The 13571-nt window shown below is 67.7% G+C and carries 15 protein-coding genes; 3 read left to right on the top strand and 12 right to left on the bottom strand.

Features of this window, described 5'->3' with window-relative positions; all coding sequences use genetic code 11:
• Nucleotides 1-68: 68 nt before the first annotated feature.
• The gene (locus tag ACFV2O_RS12370) at nucleotides 69-935 is read right to left on the bottom strand and encodes a MetQ/NlpA family ABC transporter substrate-binding protein (RefSeq protein ID WP_379251859.1); all 867 of its coding nucleotides are present in this window, start codon (nucleotides 933-935) and stop codon (nucleotides 69-71) included.
• A gap of 130 nt (nucleotides 936-1065) precedes the next feature.
• Here ACFV2O_RS12370 and ACFV2O_RS12375 point away from each other — a divergent pair, with 130 nt between their 5' ends.
• Genes ACFV2O_RS12375 through ACFV2O_RS12385 form a run of 3 tightly spaced genes read left to right on the top strand, consistent with a single transcriptional unit; the run spans nucleotide 1066 to nucleotide 3625 of the window.
• On the top strand, nucleotides 1066-1938 hold the full coding sequence (locus ACFV2O_RS12375) for a MetQ/NlpA family ABC transporter substrate-binding protein (protein WP_379251860.1): 873 nt from the start codon (nucleotides 1066-1068) through the stop codon (nucleotides 1936-1938).
• Nucleotides 1935-2951 carry a methionine ABC transporter ATP-binding protein gene (locus ACFV2O_RS12380; protein WP_379251861.1) on the top strand — a complete coding sequence of 339 codons (1017 nt, stop codon included), beginning with the start codon at nucleotides 1935-1937 and terminating at the stop codon, nucleotides 2949-2951. Before ACFV2O_RS12375 ends, ACFV2O_RS12380 begins: the two co-directional genes overlap by 4 nt.
• Before the next feature lie 11 nt (nucleotides 2952-2962).
• The gene (locus ACFV2O_RS12385; protein WP_379251862.1) at nucleotides 2963-3625 is read left to right on the top strand and encodes a methionine ABC transporter permease; all 663 of its coding nucleotides are present in this window, start codon (nucleotides 2963-2965) and stop codon (nucleotides 3623-3625) included.
• A 1-nt stretch (nucleotide 3626) separates the two neighbouring features.
• Here ACFV2O_RS12385 and ACFV2O_RS12390 read toward each other — a convergent pair whose 3' ends face one another.
• The 11 genes from ACFV2O_RS12390 to ACFV2O_RS12440 form a co-directional block, all read right to left on the bottom strand.
• Complete coding sequence (locus ACFV2O_RS12390) at nucleotides 3627-4055, bottom strand: DUF4189 domain-containing protein (RefSeq protein ID WP_379251863.1); 429 nt, start codon at nucleotides 4053-4055, stop codon at nucleotides 3627-3629.
• A 306-nt stretch (nucleotides 4056-4361) separates the two neighbouring features.
• Nucleotides 4362-4700 (bottom strand): metal-sulfur cluster assembly factor, encoded by a 339-nt coding sequence (locus tag ACFV2O_RS12395; protein WP_355071057.1) that lies wholly within the window; start codon nucleotides 4698-4700, stop codon nucleotides 4362-4364.
• Nucleotides 4701-4782: 82 nt separating this feature from the next.
• Nucleotides 4783-5250, bottom strand: a complete 468-nt coding sequence (gene sufU, locus ACFV2O_RS12400) for a Fe-S cluster assembly sulfur transfer protein SufU (protein WP_379251864.1) — start codon at nucleotides 5248-5250, stop codon at nucleotides 4783-4785.
• A 3-nt stretch (nucleotides 5251-5253) separates the two neighbouring features.
• A complete protein-coding gene (locus ACFV2O_RS12405; RefSeq protein WP_356961837.1) occupies nucleotides 5254-6507 on the bottom strand; it encodes a cysteine desulfurase in 1254 nt (417 codons plus the stop codon).
• A gap of 1 nt (nucleotide 6508) precedes the next feature.
• A complete protein-coding gene (gene sufC, locus ACFV2O_RS12410; protein ID WP_355070834.1) occupies nucleotides 6509-7285 on the bottom strand; it encodes a Fe-S cluster assembly ATPase SufC in 777 nt (258 codons plus the stop codon).
• A gap of 37 nt (nucleotides 7286-7322) precedes the next feature.
• Nucleotides 7323-8501 (bottom strand): Fe-S cluster assembly protein SufD, encoded by a 1179-nt coding sequence (gene sufD, locus ACFV2O_RS12415; RefSeq protein WP_379251865.1) that lies wholly within the window; start codon nucleotides 8499-8501, stop codon nucleotides 7323-7325.
• Nucleotides 8501-9937 (bottom strand): Fe-S cluster assembly protein SufB, encoded by a 1437-nt coding sequence (sufB, locus tag ACFV2O_RS12420; protein ID WP_067801810.1) that lies wholly within the window; start codon nucleotides 9935-9937, stop codon nucleotides 8501-8503. The genes sufD and sufB overlap by 1 nt, the downstream gene beginning before the upstream one ends.
• Entirely contained in the window at nucleotides 9934-10743 is an 810-nt protein-coding gene (locus ACFV2O_RS12425; RefSeq protein WP_379251866.1) for a helix-turn-helix transcriptional regulator, read from the bottom strand. The genes sufB and ACFV2O_RS12425 overlap by 4 nt, the downstream gene beginning before the upstream one ends.
• Before the next feature lie 296 nt (nucleotides 10744-11039).
• A complete protein-coding gene (locus ACFV2O_RS12430; RefSeq protein ID WP_379251867.1) occupies nucleotides 11040-12059 on the bottom strand; it encodes a zinc-binding dehydrogenase in 1020 nt (339 codons plus the stop codon).
• Between the two features lie 40 nt (nucleotides 12060-12099).
• Nucleotides 12100-12780, bottom strand: coding sequence for a TetR/AcrR family transcriptional regulator (locus ACFV2O_RS12435; protein WP_379251868.1), 681 nt, complete (start codon nucleotides 12778-12780; stop codon nucleotides 12100-12102).
• Nucleotides 12781-12825: 45 nt separating this feature from the next.
• On the bottom strand, nucleotides 12826-13377 hold the full coding sequence (locus tag ACFV2O_RS12440) for a hypothetical protein (RefSeq protein ID WP_379251869.1): 552 nt from the start codon (nucleotides 13375-13377) through the stop codon (nucleotides 12826-12828).
• Between the last annotated feature and the right edge of the window lie 194 nt (nucleotides 13378-13571).

A 13571-nucleotide genomic window follows, 5' to 3' on the forward strand; every position in this document is an offset into this window, starting at 1 on the left:
TCCGCCGACCGGCCCATCGGCCGGACCGATTCGTGGTTCGGCAGGCCGAGCGGGCGCGGGGCAGGTTCCTACTTCCGGAACCGAGCCTCCAGTTCGGCGAGCGTCGCCTGGAGATCGGCCGGGCTGTTGGTTTTGAAGATGCCCTGGTACCCGGTTTCCGCGCGGACCGCGGCCTCGACCTCTGGGTCGTGATAGAGCTGCGCGAGTTTCAGCAGCGTCGGGTTGTCCTTGTCGGCGGCGCGGGCGGCGAAGACATTGATGTACTGCTTCAGTTCCGGACGTTCGGGGTCGTCGGTGTAGATCACCTCGTTGGATGTCAGTCCGGCGGGGCGGGCGAAGGTGTCGTCGACGAAGGCGGCGTCCACGCTGCCGAGCGACTGGGCGGTCAGGGTCGGATCGATGGGCGTGAGCTTCACCCGGGAGGCGACCGGGTCGACGTCCTCGATCTTGGAGTCCCAGCTCGCGCCGCCCTTCAGCACGATGAGCCCGGCTGCGGCGAGGCCGAGCAGGGGCCGCACCTGGTTGGCCGGGTTGTTGCTCAGGGTGATCTCGCCGCCCTTCGGAATGTCGGCCACCGACTTGTGCTTGCGCGAGTACAGCGTCAGCGGGAAGATCTCGGTCGCGCCGATCGGCACCAGCGTGTCGTTGTTGCGGACGTTGTAATTGGCCAGGTACCGCACGTGCTGGAACTTGTTGAGATCGATGCGCCCCTGCGCCAGGGCCGGATTCGGCTGGTTGTAGTCGGTGAAATTGGTGAACTCCACCGTGATGCCCTGCTCCGCCGCCTTCTTGCGGTAGACCTCCCAGTGCGGCAGCGACAGATCGTTGACCCCGATGTGGACCGCGTCGGATCGGTCTTCACCACCGCAGCCGACCGCGGCGACGGCCAATACGGACACGAGCGGGATCAGCAACAGCCGGAGACGCGAGCGCATTATCAGCAAATTAGACGCTCGTTCAGTTCGTGCGGAGGGTTTCGCTCACCACAATCGAAACCGTTGTCGCCCGCTGCGCCCCGTCGCTTGGATTACCGGGTCATATCGCGACGAGCAATCGGGAGCACGAGTGAAATTCCATCGGGTACTGGCGATCCCGGTCCTGGTAGCGACCGCGGCCTTGACCCTGACCGGCTGCGGCGGTGACGACGCTTCCTCGGACAAGGTAGTGCGCATCGGCACCACCGACAAGGATCACTCCTGGGACGTCTTCGAGCAGCGCGCCAAAGACAAGGGCATCACGCTGCGGATCACCAACTTCTCCGACTACAAGCAACCGAATCTCGCGCTGTCGCAGAAACAGATCGACATCAATCTCTTCCAGCATCTGCAATTCCTGGGCGCCTACAACGTCGCGAACAACGACACCCTGACGCCGATCGGTTCCACCTACATCGTGCCGCTCGGTCTCTACTCGAAGAAGCACAAGTCGCCGGCCGACATTCCGCAGGGCGCGGAGATCGCGATCCCGAACGACCCCACCAATCAGGCACGGGCACTGTTCGTGCTGCAAGCCGCCGGGCTGCTGAAACTGTCGTCCGACACCAAGGCGCCGACCCCTGCCGACATCGACAAGGGCGCGTCCAAAGTGCGCGTCACCCCCGTCGACGCCGCGCAGACCGCGCTGTCGCTGGCCTCGGTCGACGGATCGATCATCAACAACACCTTCCTGGAGCGTTCCGGCATCGATCCGCATTCGGCGCTGTACAAGGACGATCCGAAGAATCCCGCCGCGGAGCCGTACATCAACGCGCTGGTCACCCGCGCCGAGGACAAGAACAATCCGGTCTATCTGCAGCTCGCCGAGCTGTGGCACGACCCGGAGGTGCAGAAGGCGCACGACGAGGTGACCAAGGGGACCGCCGTCGAGGTGCGGCGCAGCGGCCAGGAACTCGAGCAGATCCTGCAGCGGGTGCAGCAGACCATCCGCGACGGCAAGTGAGCGACACCGCCGTTCCCGCCGTCGAGTTCCGTTCGGTCACCAAGGTTTTCGGCAAGGGCGCGCAGCGCAATGTGGCGCTCGACAACATCGACCTGCGCATCGAGCAAGGCGAGATCTTCGGCGTGATCGGGTATTCCGGCGCGGGCAAGAGCACGCTGGTGCGGCTGATCAACGCGCTGGAGAAGCCGACGAGCGGCACGGTCGAGATCTCCGGCACACCCATCACCGGCGTGCCGGAGCGCCAAGTGCGGCGGCTGCGGCGCGACATCGGAATGGTGTTCCAGCAATTCAATCTCTTCCGCTCCCGCACGGCCGCGGGAAACGTCGAATATCCGCTGAAGGTCGCGGGCTGGAAGCGCGCCGAACGCAAGGCGCGAGTAGCCGAACTGCTGGAGTTCGTCGGGTTGTCCGGCAAGGCGCGCAGTTACCCCGATCAGCTGTCGGGCGGCCAGAAGCAACGGGTGGGCATCGCCAGGGCGCTGGCCACGTCGCCGTCCTTGCTGCTGGCCGACGAGTCCACCTCGGCACTGGACCCGGAGACGACCGGTGAGGTGCTGCGGCTGCTGCGCAAGATCAATCGCGAACTGGGCGTCACCATCGTGGTCATCACCCACGAGATGGACGTAATCCGCGCGGTGGCCGACCGGGTCGCGGTGCTCGCCGAAGGGCGCATCGTGGAACTCGCCGACACCTTCGAGGTGTTCGCCACGCCGCAGGCGGCCCCCACCCGCTCCTTCGTCGAGACCGTCCTGCACAACCGCCCCTCCGAGAAGGAACTGCGTCGCCTCGCCGGTCGCCATGGGGGCCGTTTGGTCACCGTCGACGTGGACGACGAGCGCGGCATCGGCGCGGCGCTGGCCGCCGCGGCGCACGCCGAGGTCAGGTTCGAGGTGGTCTACGGCGGGGTGAGCAGCCTGCAGGAGAAGACCTTCGGCAGTCTCACCCTGGCGCTGCACGGCCCCGACGACGCCGTCGACAAGGTGGTCGCCGAACTCGAGCGCCGGTCGGCCTGAAAGGAGTTGCCATGCATACCGATTGGGACAAACTCCGGCCGGTGCTGAACGAAGCGATCGGCACTACGCTCTATCTGGTGGCGCTCACGTTCGTGGTCGGTGGCTTCATCGGGTTGCTGCTCGGCACCGCGCTCTACACCACCCGCAAGGGCGGTTTGCTGGCGAACACGCCGATCAACCTGCTGCTCAACGTGCTCGTCAACGTGGTGCGCCCGATACCGTTCATCATCCTGCTCGCCGCGCTCGGCCCGGTGACGCTGGAGGTGGTGGGTACCACGATCGGCACCGAGGCGGCGGCGTTCGTCATGATCGTCGCGGCGTCGTTCGGCATCGCGCGCATCGTGGAACAGAACCTGGTGACCGTCGATCCCGGCGTGATCGAGGCGGCGCGCGCGGTGGGCGCGGGACCGCTGCGCATCATCCTGACGCTGCTGATCCCCGAGGCGCTCGGGCCGCTCATCCTGGGTTACACCTTCGTGGTGATCGCCATCGTGGACATGTCCGCGATGGCGGGCACCGTCGGCGGCGGCGGTCTCGGCGATTTCGCCCTCGTCTACGGCTATCAGCGCTTCGACTGGCAGGTCACGCTCGTCGCGACGCTGATCATCATCGCGGGCGTACAGGGCATCCAGTTCTTCGGCAACTGGCTGGCGCGGAAAGTCCTGCGCCGCTGAGCTACCCGGCGGTCGAGGTACATGCCGTCAAGCGCACGCTCGCGGGCCGGGGAATCGCGCTGCCGAGACTCGGGAACGGCGGGGCGCTGGGACCGAGGACATCGATGGCCCGGCGTTCGGCTTCGGCGCGGGTGGGTCCCCACGCCCATCCGTGCTTGCCGTCGGCGCCGCGCACGACAGACCCGCAGGCGTTCCAGAACTGCACGACCGTCTGGCAATCGGTGACACCGCATTGGGCGCGTGCCGCGGCATCGGCGGCGGCCGCGCTCGCATAGTCCACCGCCGATGTCACCGCGCCGGTGCTGGGCGAAAGCGCCAGCGCGCCATAGTAGGTCGCCGCATGCGCCACACCCGCGGGAGCGCCGACCACGGCGCAGGTGGCGGCGGAGACCGCCGCGAGCCCGAGGGCAGCCTTGTGCGGCACCGACATGTGAGGATCCTCCCCGTTCCGAACGACTCGAAGCTCAAATCTTCATTCGGCCCGTGCGCTTTTGTCGAAATGGGCACTTCCCACCATCGGCGGGTGCGCCGGATCGACCCGCGCGACGAACCCCTTTTTCGAGCGTCCGTCTTCGCCGAGAGCGGAGCGCCGGTCGATTCGGCCGTGCGCGCTCAGGTCGGAACGCGTCGATGATCGTCCCCGAGCGCTCCGCGGGGAAGGCGCATGCGGCGGATACGACTCAGCCGCCGGGCGCCTTGTTCAGGCGCTACCGGCGGCTGCGTCAGTTGCGGAGAATTACACCGTGAAGCCGAGGGCGCGCAACTGTTCGCGGCCGTCCTCGGTGATCTTGTCCGGACCCCACGGCGGCATCCAGACCCAGTTGATCTTCAAGTCCTCCACCAGGCCGCTGCGCACCAGCGCGTTGCGGGACTGGTCCTCGATGACGTCGGTCAGCGGGCAGGCCGCCGAAGTCAGCGTCATATCCAGGACCGCGGTGCTGTCCTCCTCGACGCGCAATCCGTAGACCAAACCGAGGTCGACGACGTTGATGCCGAGTTCCGGGTCGACGACGTCACGCATCGCCTCTTCGATGTCCTCGAGCAGCTTGATGTCCTCGGCGGACAGCTCGGGCAAATCGGCGGCCGGTGCGGCCTGTTCGGCCTGCTCGGTGGCCGGTGTGTCACTCATGACGCTTCCCCGTTTTCCATCGGACGGTTCAGTTCTCTTCCGCGGCCGGCGCGGGCTGCTCGGGGCCGATCCTGAGGACGGCGTCCTTGAACGCCATCCACCCGAGCAACGCGCACTTCACCCGCGCTGGGTATTTCGAGACGCCTGCCAAGGCGACGCCGTCGCCGATCACGTCCTCGTCGCCCTCGATGGTGCCGCGGCTGGAGATCATCTCACTGTAGGAGTCGACCACCTTCAGCGCCTGCTGCACCGGGAGCCCGATCACCTGATCGGTGAGGATCGAGGTGGCCGCCTGGCTGATCGAGCAACCCTGGCCGTCGTAGGAGACGTCGGTGACGTCGCCGTTGTCGTCGAGCTGCACGCGCAGGGTCACCTCGTCGCCGCAGGTCGGGTTCACGTGGTGCACCTCGGCCCCGAACGGCTCGCGCAGCCCCCGATGGTGCGGGTGCTTGTAGTGATCCAGGATCACTTCCTGGTACATCTGCTCCATGCGCATGACTTATGCAACCCCGAAGAAGCTCTGGGCCTTCCGCACCGCGGCGACCAGCGCGTCCACCTCGGCGAGCGTGTTGTAGACCGCGAACGAGGCGCGTGCGGTCGCGGCGACGCCGAAACGCCGGTGCAGCGGCCACGCGCAGTGATGGCCCACCCGGATGGCCACGCCCTCGTCGTCCAGGATCTGCCCGACGTCGTGGGCGTGGATGCCGTCCACCACGAACGACACCGCACCGCCACGATCGATGTTCTCGGCAGGCCCGATGATCCGCACGCCGTCGATCCCGGCCAGCCCGTCCAGCGCCGCGCCGACCAGCGTGTGCTCGTGCGCGGCGACTGCGTCCATGCCGATCTCTTCCAGATACCGCACGGCCGCGCCCAATCCGACCACCTGGGAGGTCATCGGCACGCCCGCTTCGAAGCGCTGCGGCGGCGGCGCGTAGGTGCTGTGGTCCATGAAGACCGTCTCGATCATGGACCCGCCGGTGATGAACGGCGGCATCTCCTCCAGCAGCGAGCGGCGAGCGAAGAGCACACCGACACCGGAGGGGCCGAGCATCTTGTGCCCGGAGAAGGCGGCGAAATCCACACCGAGCGCGCGGAAGTCGACCGGCATGTGCGGCACCGACTGGCAGGCGTCGAGCACGACCAGCGCGCCCACCGCCTTCGCCCGGCGGACCAGCTCCTCGACCGGAGCGACCGCGCCGGTGACGTTGGACTGGTGGGTGAACGCGACCACCTTGGTGGCGGGCGACAGTTCCAGCGAATCCAGGTCGATCCGGCCTTCGTCGGTCACGCCGTACCACTTCAGCGTGGCGCCGGTGCGGCGGGCCAGCTCCTGCCAGGGCACCAGATTCGCGTGGTGTTCCAGCTCGGTGATCACGATCTCGTCGCCAGGGCCCACGTGGTGCGGGAACCGGTCGTCGGCGAAGGCGTAGGTCACCAGGTTCAGCGACTCGGTGGCGTTCTTGGTGAACACGATCTCGCCCGCGTCCACCCCGACGAACCGCGCGATGTCGGCCCGCGCGCCCTCGTAGGCGTCGGTCGCCTCCTCGGCCAGCTGGTGCGCGCCGCGGTGCACCGCCGAGTTGCTGGTGATCAGGAAGTCGCGTTCGGCTTCGAGCACCTCGATCGGCCGCTGCGCGGTCGCGCCGGAGTCCAGGTACACCAACGGTTTCCCGTCCCGGACCGTGCGGTTCAGGATCGGGAAGTCGGCCCGGATACGGGCGACGTCGAGGGTGCGGACCGTAGCGGTCATATCAAGCTCCAGCGGTGGCGGTCTGAGTGAAACGAACGTAGCCGTTGGCGTCGAGTTCCTCGGCGAGCTCGGCGCCGCCCTCGGCGACGATGCGGCCGCCGACGAAGACGTGCACGAACTCCGGCTGGATGTAGCGCAGGATGCGGGTGTAGTGCGTGATCAGCAGGATGCCGCCGTTCTCGCGCTCCTTATAGCGGTTGACGCCCTCGGAGACGATGCGCAGCGCGTCGACGTCCAGACCCGAGTCGGTCTCGTCCAAAATCGCGATCTTCGGCTTGAGCAGGCCGAGCTGGAGGATCTCGTGGCGCTTCTTCTCGCCGCCGGAGAAGCCCTCGTTCACGCTGCGCTCGGCGAAGGCGGCGTCGATCTCCAGTTCGCTCATCGACTCCTTCACCTCCTTGACCCAGTGCCGCAGCTTGGGGGCCTCGCCGCGCACGGCGGTGGCGGCGGTGCGCAGGAAGTTCGACATCGAGACGCCGGGAACCTCGACCGGGTACTGCATGGCGAGGAACAGGCCCGCACGGGCGCGCTCGTCCACCGACATCGCCAGCACGTCCTCGCCGTCGAGCGTGATCGAGCCGGAGGTCACCGTGTACTTCGGGTGACCGGCGATCGCGTAGGACAGCGTCGACTTGCCGGAGCCGTTCGGGCCCATGATGGCGTGCGTCTCACCGGACTTCACCGTGAGGTTCACGCCCTTGAGGATCTTGATGGGCTCGCCGGACTCGTCGGGGTTCGCGACCTCGACATGCAGGTCCTTGATTTCCAGGGTGGTCATCGAATTCGAATTCCTTTGCCAGGTATGGGGTCGTTGATCAGGCGCCGATGGCGGCGAGTTCGGCCTCGATGGCCGCCTCCAGCCGCTCCCGGACCTCGGGCACCGCGATCTTCTGGATGATCTCGTGGAAGAAACCGCGCACCACCAGGCGGCGGGCGGCGTCCTCCGGGATGCCGCGGGCGCGCAGGTAGAACAGCTGCTCGTCGTCGAACCTGCCGGTCGCGGACGCGTGTCCGGCGCCGACGATCTCGCCGGTCTCGATCTCCAGGTTCGGCACCGAGTCCGCCCGCGCGCCGTCGGTGAGCACGAGGTTGCGGTTCACCTCGAAGGTGTCGGTGCCCTCGGCGGCGGCGCGGATGAGCACGTCGCCGACCCACACGGTGCGAGCGTCGCCCTTGGGCGAGTGCGGGTCGCCTTGCAGCGCGCCCTTGTACAGCACATTCGACTTGCAGTTCGGCACGGCGTGGTCGACGAGCAGACGCTGCTCGAAGTGCTGGCCCGCGTCGGCGAAGTAGAGGCCGAGCAGTTCGGCGTCGCCGCCGGGGCCGTCGTAGCGGACGTTGCCGGTGAGCCGCACCAGATCACCGCCCAGGGTGACCGAGGTGTGCCGCAGCGTGGCGTCGCGGCCGAGCTTCGCGTGGTGGGCGGTGGCGTGCACCGCGTCGTCGGCCCAGTCCTGCACGGCCACCACGGTCAGCTTGGCGGAGTCGCCGAGCACGAATTCCACGTTCTCCGCGTAGGTTCCGCTGCCGCGTTGGTCGATGACCACGGTGGCCTTGGCGAAGTGCTCCAGCCGGATCTGCAGGTGCCCGTAGGCGGTCCTGCCCTCGCCGGGCCCGGTGATCGTGACCGTCACCGGTTCGGCGACCTCGACCTCCTTGCCGACCGTCACGACGGTGGCCTGCTCGAAGCCCGAGTACGCCTGCGCGGCAACGCGGTCGGACGGCACGCCGGCCTCGCCGAGGCGGGCGTCGGAGCGTTCGACCGTCTCCACCGTGACGCCCTCGGCCGCCGCGACCTCGACGCTCGTGCGGCCGTCCCGGACCGCGGTGCCGTCCTGCAGTCCACGCAGACGGCGCAGCGGGGTGAACCGCCACGCCTCGTCCTTGGCGGAAGGCACTTCGAAGGCGTCCACGTCGAACGACGTGAAGACCTCGCCCTTGTTGATCGCAGGGGTACGAGCCTCGGCGGCTTCGGCTACGTTCTCCACGGCCATCAGCCGACGGCTCCTTCCATCTGCAGTTCGATCAGGCGGTTCAGCTCGAGCGCGTATTCCATGGGCAGTTCCTTGGCGATCGGCTCGACGAAGCCGCGCACCACCATGGCCATCGCCTCGTCCTCGGTGAGGCCGCGGCTCATCAGGTAGAACAGCTGGTCCTCGGAGACCTTCGAGACGGTCGCCTCGTGACCCATGGTCACGTCGTCCTCGCGGATGTCGACGTAGGGGTAGGTGTCGGAGCGGCTGATCGTGTCGACCAGCAGCGCGTCGCACTTCACCGTCGACTTCGAGCCGTGGGCGCCCTTGTTCACCTGCACCAGGCCGCGGTAGGAGGCCCGGCCGCCGCCGCGCGCCACCGACTTCGACACGATGGTCGAGGAGGTGTGCGGCGCGAGGTGCAGCATCTTCGCACCGGTGTCCTGGTGCTGGCCCTCGCCGGCGAACGCCACCGACAGCACTTCGCCCTTGGCGTACTCGCCGGTCATCCAGACCGCCGGGTACTTCATGGTGACCTTGGAACCGATGTTGCCGTCGATCCACTCCATAGTCGCGCCCGCCTCGGCCTTGGCCCGCTTGGTGACCAGGTTGTAGACGTTGTTCGACCAGTTCTGGATGGTGGTGTAGCGGCAGCGGCCGCCCTTCTTCACGATGATCTCCACCACCGCGGAGTGCAGCGAGTCCGACTTGTAGATCGGCGCGGTGCAGCCCTCGACGTAGTGCACGTAGGCGCCCTCGTCGACGATGATCAGGGTGCGCTCGAACTGGCCCATGTTCTCGGTGTTGATCCGGAAGTAGGCCTGCAGCGGGATGTCGACGTGCACGCCCGGCGGCACGTAGATGAACGAGCCGCCCGACCACACGGCCGTGTTCAGCGCGGAGAATTTGTTGTCGCCCGCGGGGATCACCGAGCCGAAGTACTGCTGGAAGATCTCCGGGTGCTCTTTCAGACCGGTGTCGGTGTCCAGGAAGATCACGCCCTGGGCCTCCAGGTCCTCGCGGATCTGGTGGTACACGACCTCGGACTCGTACTGCGCGGCGACACCGGCGACCAGCCGCTGCTTCTCCGCTTCGGGGATGCCCAGCTTGTCGTAGGTGTTCTTGATGTCCTCGGGCAGCTCGTCCCAGGACGCGGCCTGCTTCTCGGTCGAGCGCACGAAGTACTTGATGTTGTCGAAGTCGATGCCGTCGAGGTTGGAGCCCCAGATCGGCATGGGCTTGCGATCGAAGATGCGTAGCGCCTTCAGCCGCTGTTCGAGCATCCATTCCGGCTCGTTCTTCTTCGCCGAGATGTCGCGGACAACCGCCTCGGACAGACCTCGTTGCGCGCTGGCGCCGGCCACATCCGAATCGGCCCAGCCGTAACCGTATTTGCCCAGGGAGGCGATCGCCTCTTCCTGGGTGAGCGGTTGCACCTGGTCGGTGGTCGTCGTCATTCGGCACTCCTTCCGGAGTCGTTCGTTCGTACCGCTGCGGGCTGTGCAGCGGTTGGTGCTGAAGTTTCGGTCCGGCCTGCGGGCAGGACGAGCAGCGGCACGTGCGTAGTGCACGCGCAATCGCCGTTGGCGATCGTGGCCAGCCGCTGCACATGGGTGCCGAGCAGCTCACGGAACGCCTCGAGCTCCGCCGCGCACAGCTGCGGGAACTCCTCGGCGACGTGCGCCACGGGGCAGTGGTGCTGGCAGATCTGCACGCCGGTGCCCACCTTGCGGGTGGTGGCGGCGAACCCGGCGTCGGTGAACGCCTCGGCGATCTCCTCGGCCTTGGCCGTGGTCTGTTCCGTGGTGTGCTCACCGACCGGTTCGATCCCGGCCACGATAGTGCGTGCTCGTTTGCGGGCGAACTCGGTGATGGCCTGTTCGCCGCCGATCTCTCCGAGCTGCCGGATGGCGGCTCCGGCCAGATCGTCGTAGGCGTGGCCGAGTTTGCCGCGTCCGGCCGCGGTGAGCTGGTACTGCTTGGCTGGGCGGCCCCGGCCTTTCTGCTGCCAGGGCGCCGATCGACCGGCCCGCGCCTGACCCGAATCGATCAGCGCGTCCAAGTGCCTGCGCACGCCCGCCGGGGCCAGGCCGAGCCGGTTCCCGATGGCGGTGGCGGTGATCGGTCCTTCCTCCAGCAGCAGCTGGACGATGGCCGCTCGGGTATGCCCTTCGCCGCCGACCGTCGCGGGCGCAGCAACCGACCCGGCGTCGGCCTTGCGACCGGCTCCTTCGTCGTCCCTCCGCAAACCCACGGTTTTCACAACATCAGTGTGGCGGAATTCGTTCCCGAAAGCTAATAAGGGTGCCCTGAGTCAGCGGCCCCGTCGACCTGCGGCGATTCCGGCACGGCGGAGGGCCCCATGCCGCCGTGCCGGACAGGTGTCCACCCGACGCGATGCCGGGTCGCAGCACAACTTTCCCGGCTGACCTGCGCAGAGAAAACGCCGCTCGGAACCAGGCGAGCCGCGTCCGCACGACTCCGGGCGTCGAGCGCCGAGCGGACAGCCCTCCTATCGGCGTCGGGGACAGGGCACGCAGTGCGATTCGTCACAGGCGCTCAGCGCACGGCGACCAGTTTCATCGGCGTCTCCAGCAGCGCGTCCACCGCCTCGTCCCACTCGGCCGTGACCGTGGTGACCAGCGAGGGATCGAAACGACCCGCGGCGACGAGATCGAGCACCTCGGGAATGACCGGGCGGACGTGCGCGCGACCCGTGTGGAAGGTGCAGCAGCGGGTGTACATGTCCAGGATCGGCAGGGCGACATCCTGCGACTGCACGCTGACGCTCGTGCACCAGCCGTCGTACGCCGCCGCATCGATCGCCGCGCGCAGCGACTTCGCCCCGCCGGCCGCCTCGACCACGATCGGGAACCGTCCCACCCGGGCGTCGCGCGGGCCTTCGATCGCCTCGGCGCCGAGCGATTTCGCGATCTCGAGCCGCTGGTCGGAGTCGTCGAGATAGACCACACGGGCAGAGCCGAGCGCGACCGCGAGCCCGGCGGCGTACAGGCCGATGGACGGCGCGGCGGGGCCCCCGATCACCAGTACTTCGGCAGCGGGATCGGCGGCCAGCTGGGGGCCGACCGAGCGGTAGGCGTCCGGGATGTTGTCGCTGGCGCTGGCCACCGCGACCGGGTCGACACCGGACGGCAGGCGGACCAGCATGGCGTCGGCGTGCGGTACGAGCGCGAGGTCGGCCCACAGCCCGCCCCAGTCCAGCCCGCCCATGGCGCCGAGACCGAAGGTGGACAGCCGCGGATGGCTGGTGCAGTTCCCGGTCCGGCCGCGCGCGCACGCCCGGCAGGCGCCGCACGAGATCTGGAACGGCACCACCACGAGATCGCCCACCGCGACGTCGCGGACCTCCGGCCCCACCTCGACCACTTCGGCGACTCCCTCGTGCCCGAAGGGATACGGCCCGGGTAGCGGGAAAGCGCCGCGCAGCACGGCCGGATCGATGTCGCAGGTGGCCAGCGCGACCGGCCGAACGAGCGCCTGATCGGGTCCGCCGAGGACGGGTTCGGGGTGGTCTTCCCAGCGCATCGCACCGGGGCCGGTCAGCATCAGTCGCTTCATCGTCCGAGTTTCGCTAGAACGTTCTTTCTAGTCAACAGCCTCACTTCGAATCTCTCTCCTCAGCGCGCATTTCCGGAAGATTTCCGGGCGACACGGCCGCATCGGCTTCGATTTCGTCCGAACCTTCTGCCGCCGAGACCGCGCCACCGATGCCCGCCGCCGCGAAGGTCGCCCGGATCAGCCGCTCCATCGACTTCGCGACCGTGCGCAGCGGTGCGTCCGTCTGGCGGATCCGGGCCAGGATGGTGGCGCCCTCGTAGGCGGCGACCACAGTGGCGGCGAGTTCGGCCGCGTCCTCCCCGCCGAGGCCGAGTTCGGCGAGCAGCCCGGCGAACGCCTGCTCCATCGTGTCGAAGGCGCGCACACAGGCCGAGCGCACCGCCGCCACGTCGCTGCCGCCGTCCAGCGCGGGCGTCCCGATCGGGCACCCGTCGGTCCATTCCGAATCCGCGAGCTTGCCCACCATGAATTCGAACAGCGTGGCCAAGGTGGCGAACACGTCGGTCGGCGCCTGCCGGATCATCCGGCCGGTCAGCACGCCGGTCCCGGTGATCGCCGCGACCGCGATCTCCTCCTTGCCCCCCGGAAAGTGGTGGTAGATCGAGCCGTACGGCAGTTCGGCCGCCTCGCTCAACGCCTTCAGACCGAACCCGTGATACCCGTGCCGCGCCAGCAGCCCGGAGGCGGCCACCTCGATCCGCCGCCTGGACTCCGAAACCATGCGTCGATTGTGCCGTGTGAGCGCCGCCGGTCCGGGCGGAACGATCTACAGCTGCTTCACGATTGCGCCTTGTTCATCGAGGATTGCGATCGATGGCGTGCCGTCCATGGCCACGCGCAACTGAATCCGCGGCCGTCCCTGCGGATCGCACAGTGTCAGCCCCGTTCCGTTCTCGGTGTCAGCGAACAGTCGCAGACCCATCGCATGAGTCGCTTCCTCGAGCGGCGTGTTGGGATCACCTATGTGCTTCATGGTCAGTGCAGCACCGGCAGGCGCGTCCTCCCAATTGGCCCCCAGGTGGATCGCATCCCCGTTGGGGTAGTCCAACGCGATCTGCGCCCCGACGCTGGAGGCGGTGATGCCACCCTTTTCGTCGCCATTCTCGTCGTTGAACAGCAGATACGAGGCATCAGGCCCTTGCCGCATCTGTGGCGGATACGTCTTACCTCCGAGGAGGATGGGTGGCTTCGCCGTTGCCAGCAGGAACCGTTGCTTGCCGCGATTGTCGACCACAGTGAACGAATCTTCGGCGGTCACGTCGTCCGTATCGCCCACCTTCGCCGCTGCGGCCCCGATTCCGACGCCTGCGGCAGCCACCGCGGATCCGATCACGACCGACCGCCGACTGACAGAGAGGATGTGGGTGAGCACCTCCCGCCGGGGTCTGACCCATCGACTGACTGACTTGGGGTCTTCAACGGGATTTGTCGGCCTGGGCGGGAGGTGCTCGTGTGCACTCACTGGGTGTGGCGTTGTGACTTCATAGGAGCCTGGCCAGAGGCCCCATCTCT

Origin of the sequence: Nocardia sp. NPDC059691 (genome assembly GCF_042733915.1) — a bacterium.
Classification (GTDB): Bacteria; Actinomycetota; Actinomycetes; order Mycobacteriales; family Mycobacteriaceae; genus Nocardia; species Nocardia sichangensis.